Below are 21,247 nucleotides of genomic sequence, written 5' to 3' on the forward strand. Positions count from 1 at the left end.
CTGATAGCGCTAACGACGCCATAGCACGAAGCTGTCCGGAAATCCAACCTGCCGTGCCCGCGAATTGTCGCAAGGGGCGAAATCGGCGACTTAAAGCAGATCGTCGATGGAAATCGCACCAGTGAAATCGGCAAGCTCGATGGTATCGCCGCCCCCGTATTCGATCAGCGTCGAACCTGACAGCGTGGTGATCCGCACCTCCCCGGCCGATACACCCAGCAGCTTTATCCGGTCCACGCCGCCCTCGAAATCATGGATCACGTCTTGCCCGTCGCGCTTGGCAAAGACGAACCGGTCCGGGCCGCCGTCACCGTAAAGATCATCGTTGCCGCGCCCACCGAGGATGACATCCCGGCCTCCGCCGCCGTGGATCTCGTCATCGCCGGATCCGCCGTCGATCCGGTCGCGCCCGCCACCGCCATTGATGCGGTCATCGCCGGCGTTGCCTTTCAGATCGTCCTTGCCGCCGTCACCGTCGATCCGGTCATTACCCTTGTCACCCTTGATCGTATCGCTTTGCTTGCCGCCCGCGATGGTATCGTCACCGCCGCCACCGCGCATGACATCAAGCCCCTTGCCACCATCCATCCGGTCATTGCCGCCGCCACCTTTCATGGTGTCATTGCCGCCGCCGCCGCTCATGTCGTCATTGCCACCGTTGCCGACCAGCGTATCCTTGCCCTTCTGTCCAAAGACCGTGTCCTTGCCGCCACCGCCGCGCAGCACATCGGCACCCTGACCACCGTCAAGCTCGTCCTTGTTGCCGCCACCTTTCATGACGTCGTTGCCACCTCCGCCGGTGAACATGTTGGCGTTGCGGTCCCCGATAAAGGTATCGTTCTGCGACCCACCCCAAAGACCCTCGATGCCCGTCACGTCGTCGCCGACCAGCAGCTTGATATCATTTTCGCCGGTACGCAGATTATAGGTCATCGCAACCGAACTGCTGGTCAGGTCGATCACATCCTGCTTGGAAACACGCCCATCGAAACGGTTCACCGCGTCGGTCAGGATGATGTTGGACCCGCTCGACCCGCCAATCACCTTTTCGATGCCCGAAAACGTCCCAACGGCGCCCTGATCGACCTTGACGAAATCGATCTGGAAATCGTCAAACTCGTCATCGTTGATACCCGGCAGCACCCGCGCCAGATCTTCAGCACCATTGGCAAAGCTCGCCTGCGCCTCGAGCACGTCCTGCGGAGTCATCGCAACGCCGCTGAACATCCGCGCTTCGGTGCCGTCGCTTTCCTCGATCCCGTCGCTGTCCTGATCCCGCTCAAGCCAGCGCGGCACCTCGTCGATAAAGGTCGCGTCATAGGTGCCGGTGCCGAAATCGATAGTCACGACACCGTCGACCGTCCCGAAGTCGAGCGTGTCGAAATCCGCCCCACCCAAAAGCGACTTGTTGCCAAGCCCCACAACGATGGTGTCATCCCCCGCCCCACCAGAGGCAAGATCGTTGCCCCGACCGGTGACCAGCACATCGTCCCCATCGTTGCCGTAAATCTCGTCGTCGCCGTCACCACCGGACAAGAGGTTGTTGCCACTGCCACCCTGAAGAATGTCATCCGCGCCGGTCCCGATCACGTTCTCGATGGATTTAAGCGTATCGCTCCCGAAGGCCCCCGTCGCCGTGCCCGCGCTCAGATTAACTTCGACGCCGGTGAACACATCGGCGATCAGCTCGCCCTCCATGCCACCCGGCCGCGCCCATGCGTATGAGGCCGTATCGCTACCACCGCCCCCATCGAGGTTGTCGTTGCCCGCGCCACCATGCAATAGGTCGTCGCCGTCACCGCCCTTCAACGCGTCATTGCCGGTGCCGCCATAGATCTTGTCGTTGCCGCCAGCCCCGTCCATATCATCTGCGCCGCCGCGCCCGATCAACTGCTCGTCACGCTCGCTGCCGGTGATCGCGTCATTGTAATCCGTCGCGATCACCTCTTCGAAATTCTCCAGAGTCATGCCCACCTGGTCGGAATTATTCGTCACGACGCCTTTGAAAGAGTTGACCGTCCCGGCCCCAAGATCGGCAACGATATAGGACTGGAAACTCGGATCGAAGGAAATCCGGTCATAACCACCTCCCCCGTCCGCATGGCCCCTGAACCGAAGGATCTGAAGGAAATCGCTATCCGCTCCCATGAAGGCACGGTTTTCTTTCGAGGAATCCCCAAAGATCGCGTAATCCTCCCCGGCCATGCCGCGGAAAACTCCGCCGCCCTTGCGGAAATTCCCCACATCATTGCCATCACCCGCCGATACATCGGCAAAGCCGTTTTCCCCGTCGAACCGATCATCCCCGCCCATCAGATCGAAATAGGCAGTCTGGCCTCCGCCCGGCGCGTAAATCGCATGGTCCGCGAAATTCCCAAGCGAGATGGTTTCGACACTGTAAGGCTTGATCGAGAAGAACGCGTTGCCCGTGTTTCGCAGGTCATCACCCTCGACCGAGGTGCTGAACGCCTTGAGCGTCAGCGCGATGGCGCTTTCCACCTTGTAGAACCAGCGCGCCTCGCCCACCGCGTCCAGCGACATGGTGTCAGAGCCGCCCCCGCCATAGACCTGAAGCGCGGTCGAGCCGCCCTCGACATTCTCCACGAGGATAAGGTCGTCATCGTCGCCGCCATAGATATTCTGCGTCCCGCCGGTATGGATCGTGTCATTGCCCCCGGCCCCGTGCAGCATCCGCGCGCCCGGATCGCCGTAAAGCACATCGTCCTCGTCCGAGCCCATGAACCCCTCGACCTCGACGGTGTAATCGCTCGTGATTTCCTTGCCCGCGTCATCGATCCGGATAATCCTGTGCTCGCCCGCGCGGATCTCCACCGGGCCGCTGTCCTCAATATCGCTCATGTAATCCTTGAGCGTCTGAAGGATGCGCGGGTCGTCACTCTGATCGCTGACGTCGAACTTGATGGTGTTGGAGCTGCTCGTGTAGGACACCACGTCATAGCCGTTCCCCCCAAGGTACAGATCGCTGACCCCGGCCTTTGCCGCGCTGCCCGAAATCATCACGTCGATATTGCCGCCGCCCGCCATGATCACGTCACGACCGGCGCCGCCGACGATGTAGTCGTCCTCGCCGCCCGCATCGATCATGTCATCTCCACCCCGGCCCGAGATCACGTCGATCCCGTCGCCGGTATAGATTGCGTTGGCGTCATCGTTGCCTTCGACCTCGTGATTCTGACCGGCGGTCACGATCACGTTCTCGATTGAGGTCAGCGTATCGTTCCCCTGCCCGAAAGCGGTGCCAGCCAGCAGGCTGACCACCATCTCGCGGTTTGCCCCCGCCAGCACCTGAAAGGTATCGCTGCCCGCGCCGCCATTGGCCTGGTCATCGCCAAGACCGGGCAGCAGCAGATCATCGCCATCGCCACCGTTCAACTGATCATCTTCGGTCGACCCGAAAATCTGGTCATCGCCACCGAACCCGTTCGCTACGTTCAACCCGTTGACCGGCGTGCCATCGGAATTGAGGAACATCAGATTGTCCTTGTCATCACCGTCCAAGGTCGACCCGCCGATAATCGCTTCCTTCAGCTGCTTGCCGGTAAAGGAAATGTCCGTGAAAACAACGTGATCCCCGTCATCCATCGCAACCAGTTCGTCCACGCCGGTGCTGTTTTCCGCATCCGAGGGCTTTACGTGGCTGACGATGATAGTGCCGCTGTCAGGATCACGCGACAGCTCGTATTCGGTGAAGCTCGCCGCGAAATAGAACATGTCATTGCCCGTGCCGCCGTTCAGAATGTCCGAACCGGCCCCGGCAATCAGGATGTCATTGCCGCCATGGCCGAATATCTCATCCCGGTCACCCAGCGCGTCGAGAATATCGTCGCCGTCATCGCCTTCCAGCAGATTTGCGACATCATTACCCCAACCCGTCGGACCCTTGTCGGGCGTGCCGACCACATCGCCGAAAAACGCGTTCTCGGCCACGTCGAGGAAGGGGATCGCCCCCAGCGCGTCTATCGCATATTCCAGCAGGAAGTCCTTCAACGGCTGGAGCAGGCTGTCCATCTTTTCCAGCAGGTCAAAGGACGGGATCAAGGCATCGAACAGCTCCTGCGCCTTGTCCAGCACCGTGTCGAGCTTCAGGGTCTCCATGATAAAATCGATGACCGGATCGACGATCAGCCCCACCAGCGCGTCGACCGCATTCAAGAGCGGCATGATCGGGTCGATCAGAACGGCCGCCGCATCCAGCGGTTTCTTGAGCACCTCCAGGGCCTTGTAGATCGCTTCCATGTCAATGAACTGGCCAAGGATCTTTTCAAAATTGATATCCTCGAAAATCGCGACAAAATCGTCGATCTCCGCCATCATGTCGTCGAATACGGTTTTCAGACCTGCGATCAGCTCATTGCGCGCCTGCAATTGTTTTTCGACCGCCGTGTTCAGCGCGGTGAACTCACCCTTCCACGCGACGTTGTCGGTAACCGTCGCAACCGCCAGCGCAACCTTGAAGTTATTCAGCGCCTCCATCGCGATTTCCACCTGCCGCGTCTGCAAGGTGATGCTGTCGCGGGCAGCCTTTACAACAACCGAGGCGTCTTTCAGGCCCGTCTCGACATTCTCGTAAAGCTTCTTGTTTCCGCCCGGCGTAAGGTCGGACGTATCTTCTTTCTCGCTGATCGCATCCATTTTCTTGTCGACTTCCTTGACCGGCTTTTCGACCCGGTCAAGAACGCGCTGCAAGGCCTTGGTCGGCGTTTTCAGCGGAGAGATAAATCCGACAACCGTCAGCACTTTGTCGATGTAATAGATTGAGTTCTTTGTGTATTCGACTGACTTCTCGGTCTTCTTGTAATGCCCCGCGACCGTCGATCCCACCGTCATACCGCGATCAAGGTATTTGGTTGCGGTCCCCAGCGTATCGAGCCTGTCCAGATGCGCGGCAGAGTTCTTCAGATAGAGATCAAGCTGGGTGCCCATGGTAATATTCCTCGATAAAATGCGCTAAAACCGCGACTGGAAATGCAGAAAATTGCGAATTCGATACAATTGGACGCCGGGAAAATTCACCATGGACCGCGACGATATTAGCCCCCTAATATTCCGACATGCGGCGGTCACAAACGACTTCGGCCCGGGCTCAAAAACCTCGCAGCATGCCGAAATATGGCGCCTGTTTAGAAGGCTAAGGGACAAGGGTCTGTGAAACGTATCACAGTCGCTCCGCATGCAAACAATTTTTTGCTCAAAACTGCTGAAATCCCGGCCTGCACGCCCGGTACGCTCTTGCAGAGGGGCCGAAAGGCTATAACGAAAAGACTGCCGCCCAGCCCCCGAAAGGCCCTCACATGACAACGAACCGAATAAGAATGCGCCACTTGCGCTGTTTCCTCGCGGTCGCGCAGCACGGCACAGTGACGGGCGCGGCCAATGCGCTCGCGACGGTTCAGCCGAGCGTCTCGCGCTCGATCCGCGAATTCGAGGATGAAATGGGCATGGTGCTTTTCGACCGTACCCCCACCGGACTATCCCTGAACGCCGCCGGCAAAACGCTCTTTGCCTATGTCGCCAACGGTATGAGCCAGCTTGACCGGGGCGTCGAAGCATTGCAGCAGCGCATGTCGGAAAAACGCGTCACCGCCTATGTGCTGCCCAATGTGGTGCGCGTGGTGATGCCCGGCGCGGTGCGCCGCTTCAAGGAACTTCACCCCGAGGTCGATCTGCGCTTTCTCCCGAACACCGGCGGGGGCTTGCAACAATATCTCGCCCGGGGTGACGTGGATTTCGGCTTTGGCCGGTTGCTGGCCGCCAAGCATATGGAGGGGATGCATTTCGAGCATCTCTTCTCTGAACCGCTCTGCTTTTTCGTGCGCGAAGGCCACCCGCTTGCCACCAGCAAATCCCTGACAATACAGGATATTGACCGGCATGAGGTCATCCTGCCCAACGCCGAAACCATCATCCGAGAGGAAATCGACCGCTTTATAATTGCCGAAGGAATCAGCCGCTTCAGCAACCTGATCGAGACGATTTCCTTCGAATTCGCCCGCGCCTATCTCGCTCAGAGCAATGCGATCGTCTTCCAGCCGCTCGGCGCAATGCGGCGCGAGCTGCACGACGGCAGCGTGGTCCGGCTCGACTTTGCGCGCGGTGAACTCGAAGGATCGGTCGGCATCACCACCCCGGCGGGCCGACAGCTTTCATCCCCTGCGCAGCTCCTGATCGCGTCGATCCGCGAAGAAGTTCGCGATCAACTGCATAACGAAACCGATATACCAAAAACCAAATGATTATTTCGCAAAAGCCCCTCCCTTCCGTAGATTGAACAGGGAATCGCAGCGGAGGGAGGACCGGCGCGTTCAACCATTGCCTATCGGGCAAGATGAACCGCGCCGGCGCAGAGCAGCTTGGCAAAAGCAAAAAACATACTTTTCATCATGTTCGATCAGCTCCGGTGGGATTACCTGAGCTGCTATGGCCATGAACATCTTCACACGCCCAATATCGACTGGCTGGCCTCACGCGGAGTGCGCTTTACCCGCGCCTATATCCAGTCGCCGATCTGCGGCAGCTCTCGCATGTCCACCTATACCGGGCGCTATGTGCACTCGCATGGCGCAAGCTGGAATGGCATCCCGCTGAAAGTCGGCGAGATGACGATGGGCGACCATCTGCGCAAGGCGGGCATGGATTGCTGGCTGGTCGGCAAGACCCATATGCGCGCGGACGAAGAAGGCATGGCAAGGCTTGGCCTCGCCCCCGACAGCATCATTGGCGCAAGGGTCGCGGAATGCGGTTTCGACGTCTTTGAACGCGACGATGGTATGTTGCCCGAGGGGCCCGACGGGTCATACGATCCCGACGGTGCAAAAGAGTACAACAAGTGGCTCACTGCCAAGGGCTATGAAAGCGACAACCCTTGGCATGACTTCGCGAATTCCGGGCTGGACGCGGATGGTAACGTGCTTTCGGGCTGGTTCCTGAAGAACTCCCCCGAACCCGCCAATATCGCCGAGGAGGACAGCGAAACCCCCTATCTCACCGGGCGCGGGATCGAATTCATGACCGATCGCGACAAGCCATGGTGCTGCCACCTGTCCTATATCAAACCGCACTGGCCCTATATCGTCCCCGAACCCTATGCGAGCATGTATGGCCCTGAACATATCCGCCCCGTCGTGCGCTCGGATGCGGAACGCCAAAATGCCCATCCGATCTTCAAGGCCTTCATGGACTCGAAAGTCGGCGAGACTTTTTCGCGGCAGGACGTGCGCGAGGCGGTGATCCCCGCCTACATGGGACTTATCAAGCAGGCCGACGATCAGATGGGTCGCTTGCTGGAATGGATGAAGCAATCCGGCCGCATGGAGGACACGATGATCGTGCTCACCTCGGATCATGGCGATTTCCTTGGCGATCACTGGATGGGAGAAAAGACCTTTTTCCATGACAGCTCGACCCGCGTGCCCCTGATCATCTACGACCCCTCTGATGAGGCAGATGCCACTCGCGGCACCACCTGCGATGCGCTGGTCGAATGTATCGACCTCGCTCCGACATTCGTCGATGTCACCGGCGAAAAACCAGCCATGCACATCCTCGAAGGCGAAAGCCTCCTGCCGATCCTGCACGGCACCAGCGATGACACGCTGCGCGATTACGTGATCTGCGAATACGATTTCTCGGCCACGCCCATCGCGCATCTGAACAATATCGGCGTGCGCGATGCGGTGATGTTCATGGTCGCCAACAAGAAATGGAAGCTCATCCATTTCGAAGGCGGCCATCGCCCAATGCTCTTCGACCTCGAAAAAGACCCCGATGAGCTGACCGATCTCGGCGACAGCGAGGATCATGCCGAGGTCATTGCCACCATGTATGATAAGCTCTTCGCGTGGACGCGCCGCCAGTCGCAGCGCACCACCCGCAGCGAAGAGCAGCTGATCGAAATGCGCACCAAGACGCGCCGACGCGGCGTGGTTATCGGCGTCTATGACGAAAATGACACCCCGCTGGAACTGACCACGAAATACCGGGGCCGCAAAGCGCCGGATATGAAGAGCGGGCCGAAAAGCCCATAGGACACGACACAAGACCGTGGGGAGCGGTCGTTGACGCCTATCTCATGAGGGAGGAAAAAATGACGAAACTGACCAGAGGGCTGGCCGCGCTTGGCCTGTCCGGCGTGCTCGCGGTCTCCGCCGCCCATGCCCAAAGCAACCTGACCGCCGAAACCTCAAGCCCGGGCAACAGCCCGCATGCCTCGATCCTGCACCTGGCCGAAGTCGCCAGCGCCGCCGGGATCGCGGATCTTCAGGTGCAGGACGGCCAGACGCTAACCAATTCGGTGCTGAACGTTGCCGAGGGACGCACCGACATTTCCGCCATGCCGCTGATCCTTGGCTTCCTGATGTCCAAGGGGCGCGGCCCCTATTCCAAACTGGGCGAGGCGGGGGCCGAAAAGGCCGCCAACCTGCGCGCGCTTTACCCCTACAACGCCGGGGCTTACGGGCTGATCGCATTGGAAAGCGAAGGCATCGACAGCTGGGACAAGCTCAAGGGCAAGAACGTCTGGAACGGCCCGCCGCGCGGCGCCGCGCTGGTCAACGCGCGGCAGGCGATCTTCTTGGCCGCCGGGCTCAAGGATGGCGAGGATTACACCGGCCATCAGGCGAACTGGGGGCAATTGCCGACCCTGCTGGTCGATGGCTCGATGGATGCGTTTGTCTTTCCGCTCACCTTCCCCTCGGCCCGCGCAGTCACGATGCAGGCGGCGGGGAACGTGGTGATGGTCTCCACGCCCAAGGATGTGTTCGAAAGCGACGCCTATCAAAAAATCTTCAACGCACCGGGCAACGTGCCAATCGTGATCGGCTGGGATGAGATGGGCTATGAGGATGGCAAGGGCATCCGCCTCCAGTCCGAGGACAACTCCTTTCGCGGGTTGGGCACGGCCTTTGCCGATGTCGTGCACAAGGACATGTCCGACGACATGGCCAAGGCGCTGACCGCCGAATACATCCGCACCATTCCGCAGTTGAAAGAAAAGACCGCCTACATGAAAAACGTCGGCGTCGGCATCCTTGATCCCAAGCTGTCCGGCTTTTGCGGCATCAACCCGGTCAAGTATCACCCCGGCGCAATCGCCGCATGGGAAGAGGCCGGCGTGACCGTGCCCGACTGCGCCAAGTAGGCATCAGCCCCCGACCGGGCGGCATCCCCGCCCGGCACATACCCGTTTCGGCAAGGAGCCCGCCCATGTCATCCGAGCTGCTTTCCCCCCGACGCACCGGCCTGCGCAAATTCGCCTTTCTGCTCGGGTTCCTGCTGGTGCTTACCGGGCTGCTGAACACAATGCCCGCCTTTCCCGGCCTTGACGGCTGGGTCACCGCCACCTTTGGCGATGGCGTGGCAATCCGGCGGTTTCCCTACGAATACCTCTTTCCCATCGTCTTCGTGGTGATGATGACCATCGTCGCCATCGAGAACTCTTTTGCCCGCAATTTCCGCGAAAATGGCAAGTCCGATGTACAGGTGGTGTACGGTTTGTGCATGGATGCTGCACTGGTGGTGACGGCTATTCTGGTCGCCCTCGCCTATCTCATCGAAATAGACTCGGTCTGCCTGATCGACCAGTTCACCGGCGAGCGCGCCGAGCTGATCGCCCGCGCACTCCAAGAGGAAATCGAGTTCGCCGAGACGATGGGCCTGCCGCCCCCGAACTCGGTCGACGATCCAAGCTGCATCAACACGCTGGGGATCTGGATCTTCCCGCTCATGGCCTGCGCCATCGGTGTCTTTCTGGGCTATAACGTCAAGGTCTGGGGCTTTCCGCTGGTGGCCGTGGCCATCCTGATTGCCAGCTATACGCTGATTACGGTTATGGTTTGGTATTTCCTCGGCGCGGACGACATCAACAAGTACCTCGTCACCAAGCTGGGCGGCGAGCCGCGCCAGCTGATCGACGGCCGCCCGAACATGCAGGACATCCTAGTGAACAATGCCCAAGGCCTGCTTGGCCGGTTCATGGGCATCCTGATGAACACGGTCTTTCCCTATATCGTGCTGGGCTCTCTCTTTGGCGTCTCCGCCGGGGGGCGGTCGCTGATCAAAATCGCCTTTCTCTGGACCCGTCGCCTGCGCGGCGGTCCCGCCCATGCGGCCATTGTCAGCTCGGCCCTCTTTGGCACCATCTCCGGCGGTCCGGTCGTGAACGTGCTCTCGACCGGCGTTCTCACCATTCCGATGATGCTGCGGCGCGGGTTCAATCGTACCTTTGCAGGCGGGATCGAGGCGGCGGCCTCATCCGGCGGGCAGATCATGCCGCCGGTGATGGGCGTCGCGGCCTTCGTGCTCTCGGCCATGACCATCGTGCCCTATCGGGAGGTTATCATCGCGGCCTCCCTCCCCGCCCTTGCCTATTTCGGCTGCCTGTTCCTGACGGTCGTATTTCAAGCGCGAAAACAAGGGATTGAAGCTGTGGGCGAGGCCACCGACGACATGCGCCTCACACGTGAAGACACCATTCACCTGCTGATGATCTTCCTGCCGATCATGCTGATCCTCGCCCTTCTCCTGACCCCGAAAGAGGCCGTGGGCTGCGGCCCCTTCTCGGCCCTCTGGGGCGTGACGAAGATCATCACCGAAAACGGCTGCCGGGCGGAAAACCTGCCTTGGCTGCTCGAGCTGATCCAGAATTCCGCAGGCGACGCGGGCTCGGCGGGATGGTGGGCCGCCGCCCTGCTTCTGATCCTGTTCTTTCTCGACCGCGAAATTCGCCGCGCGCCGGGTCAGATCGTCTCGGCGCTGGCCGACGCGGGTATCTTGGTCAGCCGCCTCTACCTGATGTTCCTTGCCGTCTCGGTGATCGACTTCTGCCTGAATTTCACCGGCCTTTCCAACTACATAGCGGTCGACATTCTTGGCTGGCTGCGCAGCTCCGGCGGCATCATCGGGGACAGCCCGCTGTTCCTGTTCGTCGCGCTTTTCGCGACGATGGTGATGGCGATCATCCTTGGCATGGGCATGCCCACTGTCCCCGCTTACATCAACGTGGCGCTGTTGATGGGGCCGATGCTGGTGGGGTTGGGCATCGCGGATTTCACCGCCAACATGTTCATCTTCTATTTTGCCGTGGCCTCGGCCATCACCCCGCCTGTTGCCGTCGCCGCCTTTGCCGCGTCATCCATCACCGGGGCGGATCCGCTGCGCACCGGTTTTGCGGCGGTTAAGGCCGGGGTGGTCATCTTTGTCATCCCCTTCATCTTTGCCTTCTACCCCGAGCTTTTGCTGATCGAGGCAGCGCAGCTCAACCCGATCTCGGGCGCGTCACGGTATCTCGACGGGCTCGACGGTCAGGTACATCCCGTTCACCTTGCATGGATATCGCTAAAGATCGCTATCGCGCTCTATCTGCTGGCCACCGTTCTCGCTCGGTTCGAGACGCGGGGGATCAGCCGGGGCGAGGCCCTTCTCCGCTTGGCTTTGGCCCTAATGGTGATCCAGAAAGACCCCTTGTTCAGCGGGGCTGGCATCGCTCTCACGCTTCTGGTTCTGGTCTGGCACCGCTGGAACGCGGCTGCGCCCGGACGCGGCGAGGAACATGGGGCGGTCAGCGCAAAAGAGGTCTGATCACATTTTCCGGCAGGCGCTTCCCGGCTGGGCCAGCCCCGTGCCAAACACCGGATCGGGGCCGGAAACCCCGAGATCACGCGCGCCGTCGCTGAGCCAGTCGCGTAGTTCGGCCGCATCCCCGAGCCCCGAGGCGACCGGGTCGGCGGCGATGATGGATGTCACGAAGGGCGCGGCAATCGAAGTGCCAGACAGGTACTTGCCCTCGCCCTGCGGCACAAAGACGTCGACACCCGGTGCCGCGATATCGATATGCCCGCCTTCGGGGGCCTTTTCATACGGTTTCAGCGCCGCATCGACCGCCGTTACCGCGATGGTCTGCTTGAACGCTGCCGGATAGCGCGGCGGCCCTTCACGCCCTGTATTGCCAGCGGCGGCGACAATAACCATCCCGCGCGTGGCGGCAGCCTGCAGAGCACGGTCGAGGATCTTGTTATAGGGACCAGCAAGGCTCACGTTCACAAGACGCACGTCATTGGAACGGAGCCAGTCGATGGCCCGAACCAGCGTATCAACACCGGCAGCGGGTGATTTCCCGTCCACCCGCCCGACGACCGACGCGTGGAAGATATTGGCGTCCGTCAATCGCCCCGGACCCCCAATCAGTTCAGCGATGGCGGTGCCGTGACCGCTGTCCCCGCCGTCACTCACGAATTGCTTGCGCGTGATATTCGCGAGGGCGAGCCCTGCCTCATCGGCGGCAATGTCGGTATCGATGATCCCGACCGGCACCTGCGCGGCGCAGCCCTGCTGCGGCCAGCCGATCAGCCCGTTTGCATATTCACGACCCGTCGGCAGTTCGGCGGGCGGCGGCGCCCGGTAGGCATGGTTGACGCCTGCCGTGACCCCCGGCTCGAGCGTTTCCATTTCTCCAATCGCCTCTTTGCCGGTGACACCTTCGGGCAGGCGAAAAACCAGCATTTCCTCACCGATGCCGGTCAGGTTTTCGCGGCTGAGCAGCTCATAGGCCGGAGTCGCCGCGATCAGGCGGTCCGCCGTTGCGGCGTCACCGGCCAGAACCACAAGGGTTGTCGTGTTGTAAAGATCTCCTGCATCCGCCGCGATGAATTCGGGCGCGGGAGGGTCTAGAACGAAGGTTTGCGCAATGACCGGGGCGGCCAGAAAAAGGGAGAAAGTAAAAAGGGAAGAACGGATCATATCTCAATCCTTTGCTGAAATCAGTGAAGCATTTCACATAATCGGAATTTTTTTGCCCTCGCAGATGAACCGATCTGGCCTATTATGCGACCAAGGAACAAGGGCGGCGGTTTCGCCCCTGCTCAGACAAGGACACAGCCAATGGCCACGCATCAGCCGAGACCCAGCGACGAAGACCTGCTCGACTATATTGCGGGGCGCAGCTCTGCGGAGCAGACGCAGGAAATCGAAGCGGCGGCCAAGGCGGATGATGAACTTGCGGCCGATATCGCCCTGATGCAGGCGGCCCGGCGTGTTCTTGGCGAGGCCACGCAGGAGAACGCGCCCGGCCCGCTGGGATGGGCACGGCTGGAACGCCAGATCGACGCCGAGGGCAAAACCGCGCCCATAGCGTCGACGCGCCCGGTCTGGCAGATCGCCGCGGCCAGTGCGGTGGCGGCGATTGCGCTGTGGCAGTTCGTGGCCGCGCCGCTGGTGATGCCGGGCGGCGACGCGCGATACGAAACCGCAACCGGAAACACGGCGGATGGCCCTGCCCTGACCGTGGCCTTTACCGCAAGCGCGACCGAGGCCCAGATTCGCGCCCTGCTCGTCGAGACCGGCGGCCAGATCATCAGCGGGCCCAGCGCGCTGGGGCTGTGGCGTATCGGGTTCGCGGATGAAGCCGCCCGTGATGCCGCGACCGAGCGGTTTTCGCAAAGCGCCGGGATCGTCGAGAGCACACAGGCAGACTGAGTTCGACCTCATGATGTTTCGCCTTTCGTAAGGCAGTGCATCAGGAGCTTTTTTGCGTGGTGGATACGGGTCTTGACGGTCCCGACCGGCACGCCTTCGACTTCGGCGGCCTCGGGATAGGTCAGGTCCTCGAAGAACGTCAGCCGAACCACAGATTTCTGCGCCGCCGTCAGCTTTTCCAGACAGGCACGCAGCCGCGCTGCATCGCTGGTCGCCTCGATTACCGCCAGCGCTGAGGGGGTTTCATCCGGCAAGGTATCATCCGGCGTTTCGCGCAGGGTCGTACGGGTCGACCGGCGGATCCGGTCCACCGCCTTGTTGCGCGCAATGCCATAGATCCAGGTCTTGACCGATGACTGGCCTTTGAAACGGTCGGCGCGGCGCCAGACCTCCATAAAGGCGTCCTGCATCACGTCCGACGCCTCGAACGCATCACCCAGCTTCATGCGGACAAAGTGATACAGCCCGGCCTGATGCCGTTCATAGAGGTCCTTCATTGCGATCCTGTCTCCGCGACCGATCCGCGCCACCAGGTCTACATCTGTCACCGGAATCTCCCGCAGGTCTGGGTTTCGCGTCACAAGCGCAACCACCCATTAACGAAAATGACCCCGTCGGCATAGCATGCCGGCGGGATCTGCGTCGCCCCGAAATCTTTGGGGCGACAGGGGGCTCTCTATCAGGCGAGGAAGCTGAAATCATCCGCGCCGAAATGATCGAGGCTCTGGTTTTCGAAGATCATCGTGCCGCTATCCAGTTCGAACACGACATCGTCGCCAACCTGACTCAGGTGTTCCTGAAGTTCCGCGAAGTTCGCCGCATCCCCGCCGATCTGGACGTTATCGACGCTTTGTTCGAAATCCGTGACGCGGTTGATACCCGCGCTGAAGACAAAGACATCTTCGCCTTCGCCACCGATCAGGGCATCTTCACCGCTGCCGCCGTTCAGGACGTCATTGCCTGAGCCGCCAACCAGACGGTCATTGGTGTTTCCGCCCGTGATGATGTCGTCGCCCTCGCCACCGTCGAGGTACAGCCTGGCCTTTTCCCACAGGTCCTCGGTTGCGGTGATGGTGTCGTTACCGGCACCGCCGTTGATCTCGATCTTTTCGGTCTTGGAGATATCGAGCGTGAACTGACCGAAATTGTTGCGGGCGAAGTCAAAGGACTTGCCATCACCGGAGAGCTCAAAAATATCGTCGATGCCCGAGCCGTTGACGACGGCGGTGTCCTTGCCACTACCACCGTTCATGATGTCCGAGCCGTCGCCGTTGTTCCAGATCATGGTGTCACGGCCACCGCCGCCCTTCATGACATCGGCACCCTTGAAGCCGACAAGAACGTCATTGCCGCCATTGCCTTTCAGCACGTCATTGCCATCGCCGCCGGTGATCTGATCATTCCCGGAGCCGCCAAAGAGTTTCAGGTCGATGAGGTCCTGAAGCCCTTCGCCGCCGGTGATGACGTCATCGCCACCCTGACCGCGCACTACCAGTTTTTCAGTGTTCGAGATATCGAGGGTGAACTGGCCGAAATTGGTACGTGCGAAATCAACCGTGCCGTCTTCGCCGGCCCTGATCTCAAAAACATCGCCACCGCCATCGGAACCGTTGACCACGGCTTTGTCCTTGCCATTGCCACCATCCATGATGTCCGAACCATCGCCGTTGTTCCAGACCATCGTGTCGCGACCGGCGCCGCCAAGCATGGTGTCATTGCCACGGAAGCCGACCAGAACGTCATTGCCGTCACCGCCATCAAGCACGTCGTCGCCGTCGCCGCCGATGATCCTGTCATTGCCTGCGCCGCCGTTCAATTCGAGCTTGATCAAATCGGCAAGGCCTTCGCCACCGGTGATGATGTCGTCTCCACCGCCGCCGTTGACTTTCATTACCTCGGTGGTGCCGATATCCAAAGAGAACGGCCCAAAGTTCACACGTTCAAAGCTGACGCGGCCGTCTTCGCCTGCGGTGATTTCGAATTCGTCGGCTGCGGTATCCGCCCCATTGGCTTCGGCGGTGTCATAGCCTTCGCCGCCTTCCATGATGTCGGAGCCGTCGCCATTGTTCCAGATCATCCGGTCATCGCCAGCGCCGCCTGCCATGGTGTCGTTGCCCCGGTCACCGATCAGGACATCATCGCCCTCTTCGCCAAGCAGCGTGTCTTCGCCTTCGCCGCCACTCAACTTGTCATCGCCGCCACCGGCCAGAACGAGGTCATCCCCTTCGAGCGCGTAGATGGCTTCGGGCAGTTCGTTGCCGAGGATCAGATCGTCACCGTCGGTGGCGCCTTCGGGATTTGTCACATTAAAATCGGTCATCTCTAAATCTCCATTTCGAGGCTGCACTACGCCTTTCTGACGTCGCTAATCCTCGGTCGTTTGGGTCAGACCTTTGGTTCAAAAAAACTTTGCCGGATGAAAATCATTTGCCTGAAAGAGCGGGCGCGCCGCGACATGGGCGCGCCCTGTCAATCACTTGACCACGTGCCAGACGCCGCCGACACCGTCGCCGGTCATGTCACCGGGCTTGGCATCGCCCGCCCATGTGTAAAGCGGCATACCCTTGTAGGCCCATTGGGCCGAGCCATCGCGGCGGTTGACGATGGTAAAGTCATCGCTGGCTTCTGACCCGTCCTTGGCGACAACCGGCGGCCAACTAGCGGCGCAACCGTCGTAGCAATTGCTGGTGCCGTTCGTATCCTTGTCGAAGGTATAGACGGTCATGCCGCTGTCATCGACAAGCACATCCGCTTCGGACATAGCCGGGGCCGCAAGAGAAGTCTGGGCGAGCAAAACGAAAAGCGCGCCCGAAGTGAAAACCTTGAACATTATTGAACTCCTAGATCACGTGACCGGTCCTCGACCGGTTTCTGGCATCTGCTGGCATCAAGGAGGTCTCATCCAATTTCGCCGTCCTACCGGATGCGGGGCGACTGATCTTTACCATGCGTTGTACCAAGCGTTGTCGCCCGCGTTGTAGTCGGCTCGCGCAAGCGTTGTTTTATTGATTGGCATGACACCGGAAAGCGTTCGGCGTGCCAATCCAATGCAATTCAAGAGCGCCCGATTGCACTGTCTCTTCTGCCTCTCGCAGAACTGATCGATCCCCTGAAATTACCGTTGATCGCCTCTTGGTTCTCCCCGCATGGTAGGACATAAGGGCAACGTGTTAACCGGAGGAGTACACATGAGTTTCTTCAAATTTCGGACCATCGCCCTGACAGCCGCCTTCGCTGGTATCGCGGGCACGGCTGCGTTTGCGCAGACCGAGGTCAAGATCGGCTATGCCCTGGCACCGACATCGCATTACGGCGTCGCGGCCCAGAAATGGCAGGAAGTCGTCGAAGCCGAAACAGATGGCAAATTCGCATTCCGCCACTTTCCCTCCTCGGGTCTGGGTGGCGAACGGGAAGTCGTCGAAGGCCTTCAGATCGGTACGGTCGAGGCAACGATCGTTTCGACGGGCACCCTGTCGAACTTTGTGCCTGAAACGGGCGTGACCGACATTCCCTTCCTGTTCCGCGATCTCGGCCACGCTCGCCGCGTTCTGGACGGCCCGATCGGGCAGGACATCCTGTCGAAATTCGACGATGCAGGACTGGTTGCGCTGGCATGGGGCGAACAGGGTTTCCGCCATATCACCAATAACCGCAACGCGATCCACACCCCCGAAGACGTCGCGGGCATGAAGCTGCGCACGATGGAAAACCCCGTCCACCTCGCCGCTTTCAACGCGCTTGGTGCCGCTCCGACCCCGATGGCATGGCCCGAAGTGATCAGCTCGCTTCAGCAGGGAACCATCGACGGACAGGAAAATCCGCTTTCGGTGATCGTTTCCGTCAAGCTGGACGAAGTGCAAAAGTATCTGACGCTCTCCGGTCACGTCTATTCGCCGGCGATGCTGCTCGTCTCCAAGCCGTTCTGGGAAGGACTGAGCGACGAGGACAAGGCAGCGTTTGAAAAAGGCGCAACCGAAGCGGTTGTCGCCATGCGCGCCTTTGTCGACGATGTCGAGCAAAGCGGTGTCGAAACGCTGAAAGAGCGTGGAATGGAAGTGAATGAGCTTTCCGCCGACGAAAAGGCTGCGTTCCGCGCATCAGTCGAGGAAGCCTATGAAGGGTATTACGACCAGTACGGCCAGGAGCTGATCGACAGCATCGCCGCTACCGAGTAATCGAGACGTCCCGAAGCGGACCGGTGTTTCCGACACCGGTCCGTCTTTTTCACGAGAGGGATCATGCATAGAGCTGAACGTGTTTTCGTGGCGGTGAATGCCACCGTGGTCATAGGTTGCCTTGCCGCGATGGCGCTGATCGTCGGCGCGAATATCGCCCTGCGCTACACCACGAACCATTCGCTTTCATGGTCCGACGAAGCCGCCCGCTACCTCATGATCTGGATGACGTTCCTTGGCGCCGGGCTGGCCCTTCGCACTGGCGGCCATGTCGCGATTTCGAACCTTCAGGATCTGGTAAGCTCCCGCAAGCAGATGATCCTGCGCAGCGTCATCCTTTTGATCCTGCTAGTCTTTTTCGCCTACATGGTACAGGTCGGCTGGGAATACATGCAGCGGAGCCAGTACCAGAAGACACCGGCGCTGCGGCTGTCATTTCAATACATTTATGCCGCGATGCCCGTCGGCTTTGCCCTCATGATCGTGCATCTTCTGCTGATGGCACGGGCTTTTATCACGGCTGGCACCTATCGCGGCATTGACGGAAGCGCGGATGCGCAGCCGGGGGCCGCCAATGGTTGAGATCCTCTTTATCGCCCTGTTCGGCCTCATGGTGCTGGGCGTTCCGGTCGCCTTTGCGATGGCCATTTCCGTCTTTCTGGCCCTGAGCCTTGGCAGCAGTTACCCGAACATCGTCGTGGTTAAAGAGATGTTCGCCGGGCTCGACAGCTTTCCGCTGCTTGCCGTCCCGTTCTTTATCCTCGCCGCCGAAATCATGACCGGCGGCGCGATCACTGCGACACTTCTGCGGTTTGCCTCGCAGTTTGTCGGCCACCTTCGCGGCGGGCTTGGCTATGCCAACGTAATCTCCTCGACCATGTTCGCCGGGATTTCCGGTTCTGCCCTTGCCGATGCGGCCGGTCCGGGCGCGATGATGGTCCGGATGATGGAAAAAGGCGGCTATGACAAATCCTATGCAGGTGCCCTGACCATTTCGAGCGCGGTCATCGGGCCGATCATCCCGCCCTCGATCGTGATGATCATCTACGCGCTGCAGGACGAAGAAGTCTCGGTCGGCTCGTTGTTCATGGCGGGCGTCATCCCGGGGCTACTGCTTGCCATCGGGAACCTTGCGGCGAACTGGTACGTCAGCCGCAAGCGCGACTACCGAAGCGTCGCCCCGCGCCCATCGGGCCGCGAGATGGTGAAAACAAGCATTATCGCCATGCCCGCGATTGGATTGATTGTTTTGATCATCGGCGGCATCCGTGGCGGTATCTTCACCCCGACCGAAGCCTCGGTGATCGCGGTGTTCTATGCCCTTTTCTGCGGGATGGTGATCTACCGGTCACTCCGGCTTCGCGACCTGCCCGCGATCATCCTGCGTGCCGCGCTTGTAAGCTGTGCCGTTCTCCTGATCCTTGGCGCGGCCCGTGCCTTTGCCTGGGTTCTGATCATCGAAGGTATTCCACAGTTCCTTGCCGAGACGATCATCAGCTGGGATCTGGCCCCGCTGGCATTTCTGCTGGCGGTCAACGTATTACTTCTAGCTTTTGGCCTGTTCATGGACCCCCTGCCCGGCGTGATGATCCTTGTCCCGATTCTTGCACCTATCAGCCATGCACTTGGCATCGCACCGGACCAGTTTGCCATCGTGGTCATCGTCAACCTTACGCTTGGGCTGATTACGCCCCCGGTTGGCAGCCTGATCTTTGTGGTATCCTCAACCGTCGGTTTGAAACCCTCGGTCCTCATCAAACAGATGCCGCCATTCTTCCTTGCCAATTTCATCGTCCTGATGATGCTTACCTTCCTTCCTGCCCTGTCGACATGGCTGCCCCGGATCAGCGGTTTCTAGGAATCGATTGCCTTGACCGGCACCTTCCCGCCGCTTGAGGGCGCGGATTGGCACAATTTAAGAGCAGTTGCGCTGTCGGCATTTGAGGGCCCGGCGAAAAATGCTGAAATCTGGGCGGCAAGCTGCTACGTATTGCAACGTAAGAGCGAATACCCCCTTCAAGACAATGACTTGCAGCCTGCTCATGACAATTCAGTACTAGTATCAAGACCAATTTTACGACCTGTTTCCGCAAAGCGGAAACCAATTAGACAAATAAGTGGCTTATCGAATTATGGAGTAAGAGCATGCGCCTGCGTCTCGACATTGCCGTATTATTCGCCGTTTCCGCAGCCGCCTTCATTGTTTATATCCAGATATGGAATTTTTCGACGACGGGCGCTGATACTCTTTCTCTTCTCGGTGTGCGCGAGGAATTGTCCGATCTGAAATCGCTGCTCTCTGCAAAGATACTCGCCACAACACCCGAATTCCTTGCGGGCCCCTATTGGCGGCCCCTTTCCAACGTTTTCTACTGGGTGGCCGGCAGTGTGCGAGAAACCTGGGGGCTCACTCCGATTTTCGTTTTCGGCTTCCTGATGCACTGCCTGTTCGTTCTGCTGGGCACGAGGCTATTGACGCGCCTTGTCCCCGAAATGCCTTGGCCGGTTTTCGCAAGCCTGATCTTTGTTCATCCGATAGCCGCTGACATACTGGTTGCTATTGCCCGCTATCAGGACATTCTCGGCGCTATTCTGGCCATTGCCGCCGGATGCATCCTTTTCACGAGACAACGCATATGGCTTGCAATCGTTCTCGCTGCCGGTGCGCCGTTCTTCAAGGAGCTCTACCTTGTTGCGCCGCTTGCCATCGCGGCGGCGATATTTGTCGACGACCTACTTGCACGCCGCCCGATCCGCTTTGCGTATGTCCTTGCCGGAATTGCGCTGGCGATGCTTGCGCTTTCCTTGCGCTTTGTCGCCGGGGTCGAGTTGCCGGGTGACGGGTCGATGGGCGGCACGCTTGGGTTTCCAGCAAAGAAACTAGCCAAGATGATCCTGGTGCTGTTTGTGCCGACACCCTATTCCTACGTTTCGGGCATCATCGCCATCTGCGCCTTCGCTGCCGCGATCTATGCCTATATCCGCAGGCGACCAAGCGCCGATAATCTGATCACGCCAACCGGCCGCCTTGCTGCGCTGTACCTCGGGTTTCTTTTCGTGGGCATGTTCGCTGTCATGATCATCGTCCAGCAACTGCCGTTGCGCTCGGCCTATCTGCTGATCATTCCCGCCATCTATCTCATAGCCTTGATGCTGAAATGGCTTTTTCCTACTTCGGCTGTACGGAATTCGATCACGATCGTGCTGGCATTCCTGTTTACCGCCAATTCCGCGTTCGTGCTTCATGACTGGAAAACATGCGACGATGTTTGGAAAGATCTCCGTTCGACAATCGAAAAGGCGGGGCCGGAACCGCTGAAGATCCAACGCACCAACATTTATTACGAGAGAGATTATCTTTCGACGGATCCGTCGTGTTTCATGCCCTATACGATAAACCCGCTGGAGCGGGATTATTCCAACGTAGACGTATCAAGCGATATGACCGGCCATGTGGAAATCAACGACGCGGTGGTTCAATGGGATCCGGAACAACGGTTGATCAGCTTTACCTCGCGGCAACGGCTTACTGCCAGTAGCACCGACTGAAATACATCCTCCATGACCACGAACCGGCGGTGTTT

14 protein-coding genes are annotated in these 21,247 nt (G+C 59.7%); 9 read left to right on the top strand and 5 right to left on the bottom strand.

Annotated elements, in window-relative coordinates; translation table 11 throughout:
- Positions 1 to 90 precede the first annotated feature (90 nt).
- Complete coding sequence (locus MF268_RS03445; RefSeq protein WP_238369496.1) at positions 91 to 4,944, bottom strand: calcium-binding protein; 4,854 nt, start codon at positions 4,942 to 4,944, stop codon at positions 91 to 93.
- A gap of 368 nt (positions 4,945 to 5,312) precedes the next feature.
- On the opposite strand from MF268_RS03445, the gene MF268_RS03450 reads away from it, so the two are divergent.
- The 4 genes from MF268_RS03450 (at position 5,313) to MF268_RS03465 (ending at position 11,595) form a co-directional block, all read left to right on the top strand.
- A complete protein-coding gene (locus tag MF268_RS03450; RefSeq protein WP_238369497.1) occupies positions 5,313 to 6,254 on the top strand; it encodes a LysR substrate-binding domain-containing protein in 942 nt (313 codons plus the stop codon).
- A gap of 117 nt (positions 6,255 to 6,371) precedes the next feature.
- Positions 6,372 to 8,045 carry a sulfatase-like hydrolase/transferase gene (locus MF268_RS03455; RefSeq protein WP_273544856.1) on the top strand — a complete coding sequence of 558 codons (1,674 nt, stop codon included), beginning with the start codon at positions 6,372 to 6,374 and terminating at the stop codon, positions 8,043 to 8,045.
- Between the two features lie 59 nt (positions 8,046 to 8,104).
- Complete coding sequence (locus MF268_RS03460) at positions 8,105 to 9,157, top strand: TAXI family TRAP transporter solute-binding subunit (RefSeq protein WP_238369499.1); 1,053 nt, start codon at positions 8,105 to 8,107, stop codon at positions 9,155 to 9,157.
- 65 nt (positions 9,158 to 9,222) lie between these two features.
- Positions 9,223 to 11,595 carry a TRAP transporter permease gene (locus tag MF268_RS03465; RefSeq protein ID WP_238369500.1) on the top strand — a complete coding sequence of 791 codons (2,373 nt, stop codon included), beginning with the start codon at positions 9,223 to 9,225 and terminating at the stop codon, positions 11,593 to 11,595.
- On the opposite strand, the gene MF268_RS03470 is transcribed toward MF268_RS03465, so the two are convergent.
- Entirely contained in the window at positions 11,596 to 12,753 is a 1,158-nt protein-coding gene (locus MF268_RS03470) for a S8 family serine peptidase (protein WP_238369501.1), read from the bottom strand.
- Positions 12,754 to 12,894: 141 nt separating this feature from the next.
- On the opposite strand from MF268_RS03470, the gene MF268_RS03475 reads away from it, so the two are divergent.
- Positions 12,895 to 13,488 (top strand): hypothetical protein, encoded by a 594-nt coding sequence (locus MF268_RS03475; RefSeq protein ID WP_238369502.1) that lies wholly within the window; start codon positions 12,895 to 12,897, stop codon positions 13,486 to 13,488.
- Between the two features lie 8 nt (positions 13,489 to 13,496).
- On the opposite strand, the gene MF268_RS03480 is transcribed toward MF268_RS03475, so the two are convergent.
- From MF268_RS03480 to MF268_RS03495, 3 genes are all read right to left on the bottom strand, one after another.
- Positions 13,497 to 14,036 (bottom strand): RNA polymerase sigma factor, encoded by a 540-nt coding sequence (locus MF268_RS03480; RefSeq protein ID WP_238369503.1) that lies wholly within the window; start codon positions 14,034 to 14,036, stop codon positions 13,497 to 13,499.
- A 131-nt stretch (positions 14,037 to 14,167) separates the two neighbouring features.
- Positions 14,168 to 15,808, bottom strand: a complete 1,641-nt coding sequence (locus tag MF268_RS25160; RefSeq protein ID WP_273544857.1) for a calcium-binding protein — start codon at positions 15,806 to 15,808, stop codon at positions 14,168 to 14,170.
- Positions 15,809 to 15,961: 153 nt separating this feature from the next.
- Complete coding sequence (locus MF268_RS03495) at positions 15,962 to 16,318, bottom strand: COG4315 family predicted lipoprotein (RefSeq protein ID WP_238369504.1); 357 nt, start codon at positions 16,316 to 16,318, stop codon at positions 15,962 to 15,964.
- Between the two features lie 358 nt (positions 16,319 to 16,676).
- Between MF268_RS03495 and MF268_RS03500 the strand changes: the two genes are divergently transcribed.
- From MF268_RS03500 to MF268_RS03515, 4 genes are all read left to right on the top strand, one after another.
- Entirely contained in the window at positions 16,677 to 17,663 is a 987-nt protein-coding gene (locus tag MF268_RS03500) for a TRAP transporter substrate-binding protein (RefSeq protein ID WP_238369505.1), read from the top strand.
- A 63-nt stretch (positions 17,664 to 17,726) separates the two neighbouring features.
- Positions 17,727 to 18,245 carry a TRAP transporter small permease gene (locus MF268_RS03505; protein WP_238369506.1) on the top strand — a complete coding sequence of 173 codons (519 nt, stop codon included), beginning with the start codon at positions 17,727 to 17,729 and terminating at the stop codon, positions 18,243 to 18,245.
- Positions 18,238 to 19,521 (top strand): TRAP transporter large permease, encoded by a 1,284-nt coding sequence (locus MF268_RS03510; RefSeq protein WP_238369507.1) that lies wholly within the window; start codon positions 18,238 to 18,240, stop codon positions 19,519 to 19,521. Before MF268_RS03505 ends, MF268_RS03510 begins: the two co-directional genes overlap by 8 nt.
- A gap of 287 nt (positions 19,522 to 19,808) precedes the next feature.
- A complete protein-coding gene (locus MF268_RS03515; protein ID WP_238369508.1) occupies positions 19,809 to 21,212 on the top strand; it encodes a hypothetical protein in 1,404 nt (467 codons plus the stop codon).
- Positions 21,213 to 21,247 lie beyond the last annotated feature (35 nt).

The organism is Heliomarina baculiformis (genome assembly GCF_019966545.1).
Taxonomy (GTDB): domain Bacteria; phylum Pseudomonadota; class Alphaproteobacteria; order Rhodobacterales; family Rhodobacteraceae; genus Heliomarina; species Heliomarina baculiformis.

Bases quoted from the DNA above. Each gene is read 5' to 3' on its own strand.
- MF268_RS03450 (WP_238369497.1), top strand. From the start codon at position 5,313: ATGACAACGAACCGAATAAGAATGCGCCACTTGCGCTGTTTCCTCGCG.
- MF268_RS03500 (WP_238369505.1), top strand. From the start codon at position 16,677: ATGAGTTTCTTCAAATTTCGGACCATCGCCCTGACAGCCGCCTTCGCT.
- MF268_RS03510 (WP_238369507.1), top strand. From the start codon at position 18,238: ATGGTTGAGATCCTCTTTATCGCCCTGTTCGGCCTCATGGTGCTGGGC.
- MF268_RS03470 (WP_238369501.1), bottom strand. From the start codon at position 12,753: ATGATCCGTTCTTCCCTTTTTACTTTCTCCCTTTTTCTGGCCGCCCCG.
- MF268_RS03445 (WP_238369496.1), bottom strand. From the start codon at position 4,944: ATGGGCACCCAGCTTGATCTCTATCTGAAGAACTCTGCCGCGCATCTG.
- MF268_RS03495 (WP_238369504.1), bottom strand. From the start codon at position 16,318: ATGTTCAAGGTTTTCACTTCGGGCGCGCTTTTCGTTTTGCTCGCCCAG.
- MF268_RS25160 (WP_273544857.1), bottom strand. From the start codon at position 15,808: ATGACCGATTTTAATGTGACAAATCCCGAAGGCGCCACCGACGGTGAC.
- MF268_RS03505 (WP_238369506.1), top strand. From the start codon at position 17,727: ATGCATAGAGCTGAACGTGTTTTCGTGGCGGTGAATGCCACCGTGGTC.
- MF268_RS03460 (WP_238369499.1), top strand. From the start codon at position 8,105: ATGACGAAACTGACCAGAGGGCTGGCCGCGCTTGGCCTGTCCGGCGTG.
- MF268_RS03475 (WP_238369502.1), top strand. From the start codon at position 12,895: ATGGCCACGCATCAGCCGAGACCCAGCGACGAAGACCTGCTCGACTAT.
- MF268_RS03515 (WP_238369508.1), top strand. From the start codon at position 19,809: ATGCGCCTGCGTCTCGACATTGCCGTATTATTCGCCGTTTCCGCAGCC.
- MF268_RS03465 (WP_238369500.1), top strand. From the start codon at position 9,223: ATGTCATCCGAGCTGCTTTCCCCCCGACGCACCGGCCTGCGCAAATTC.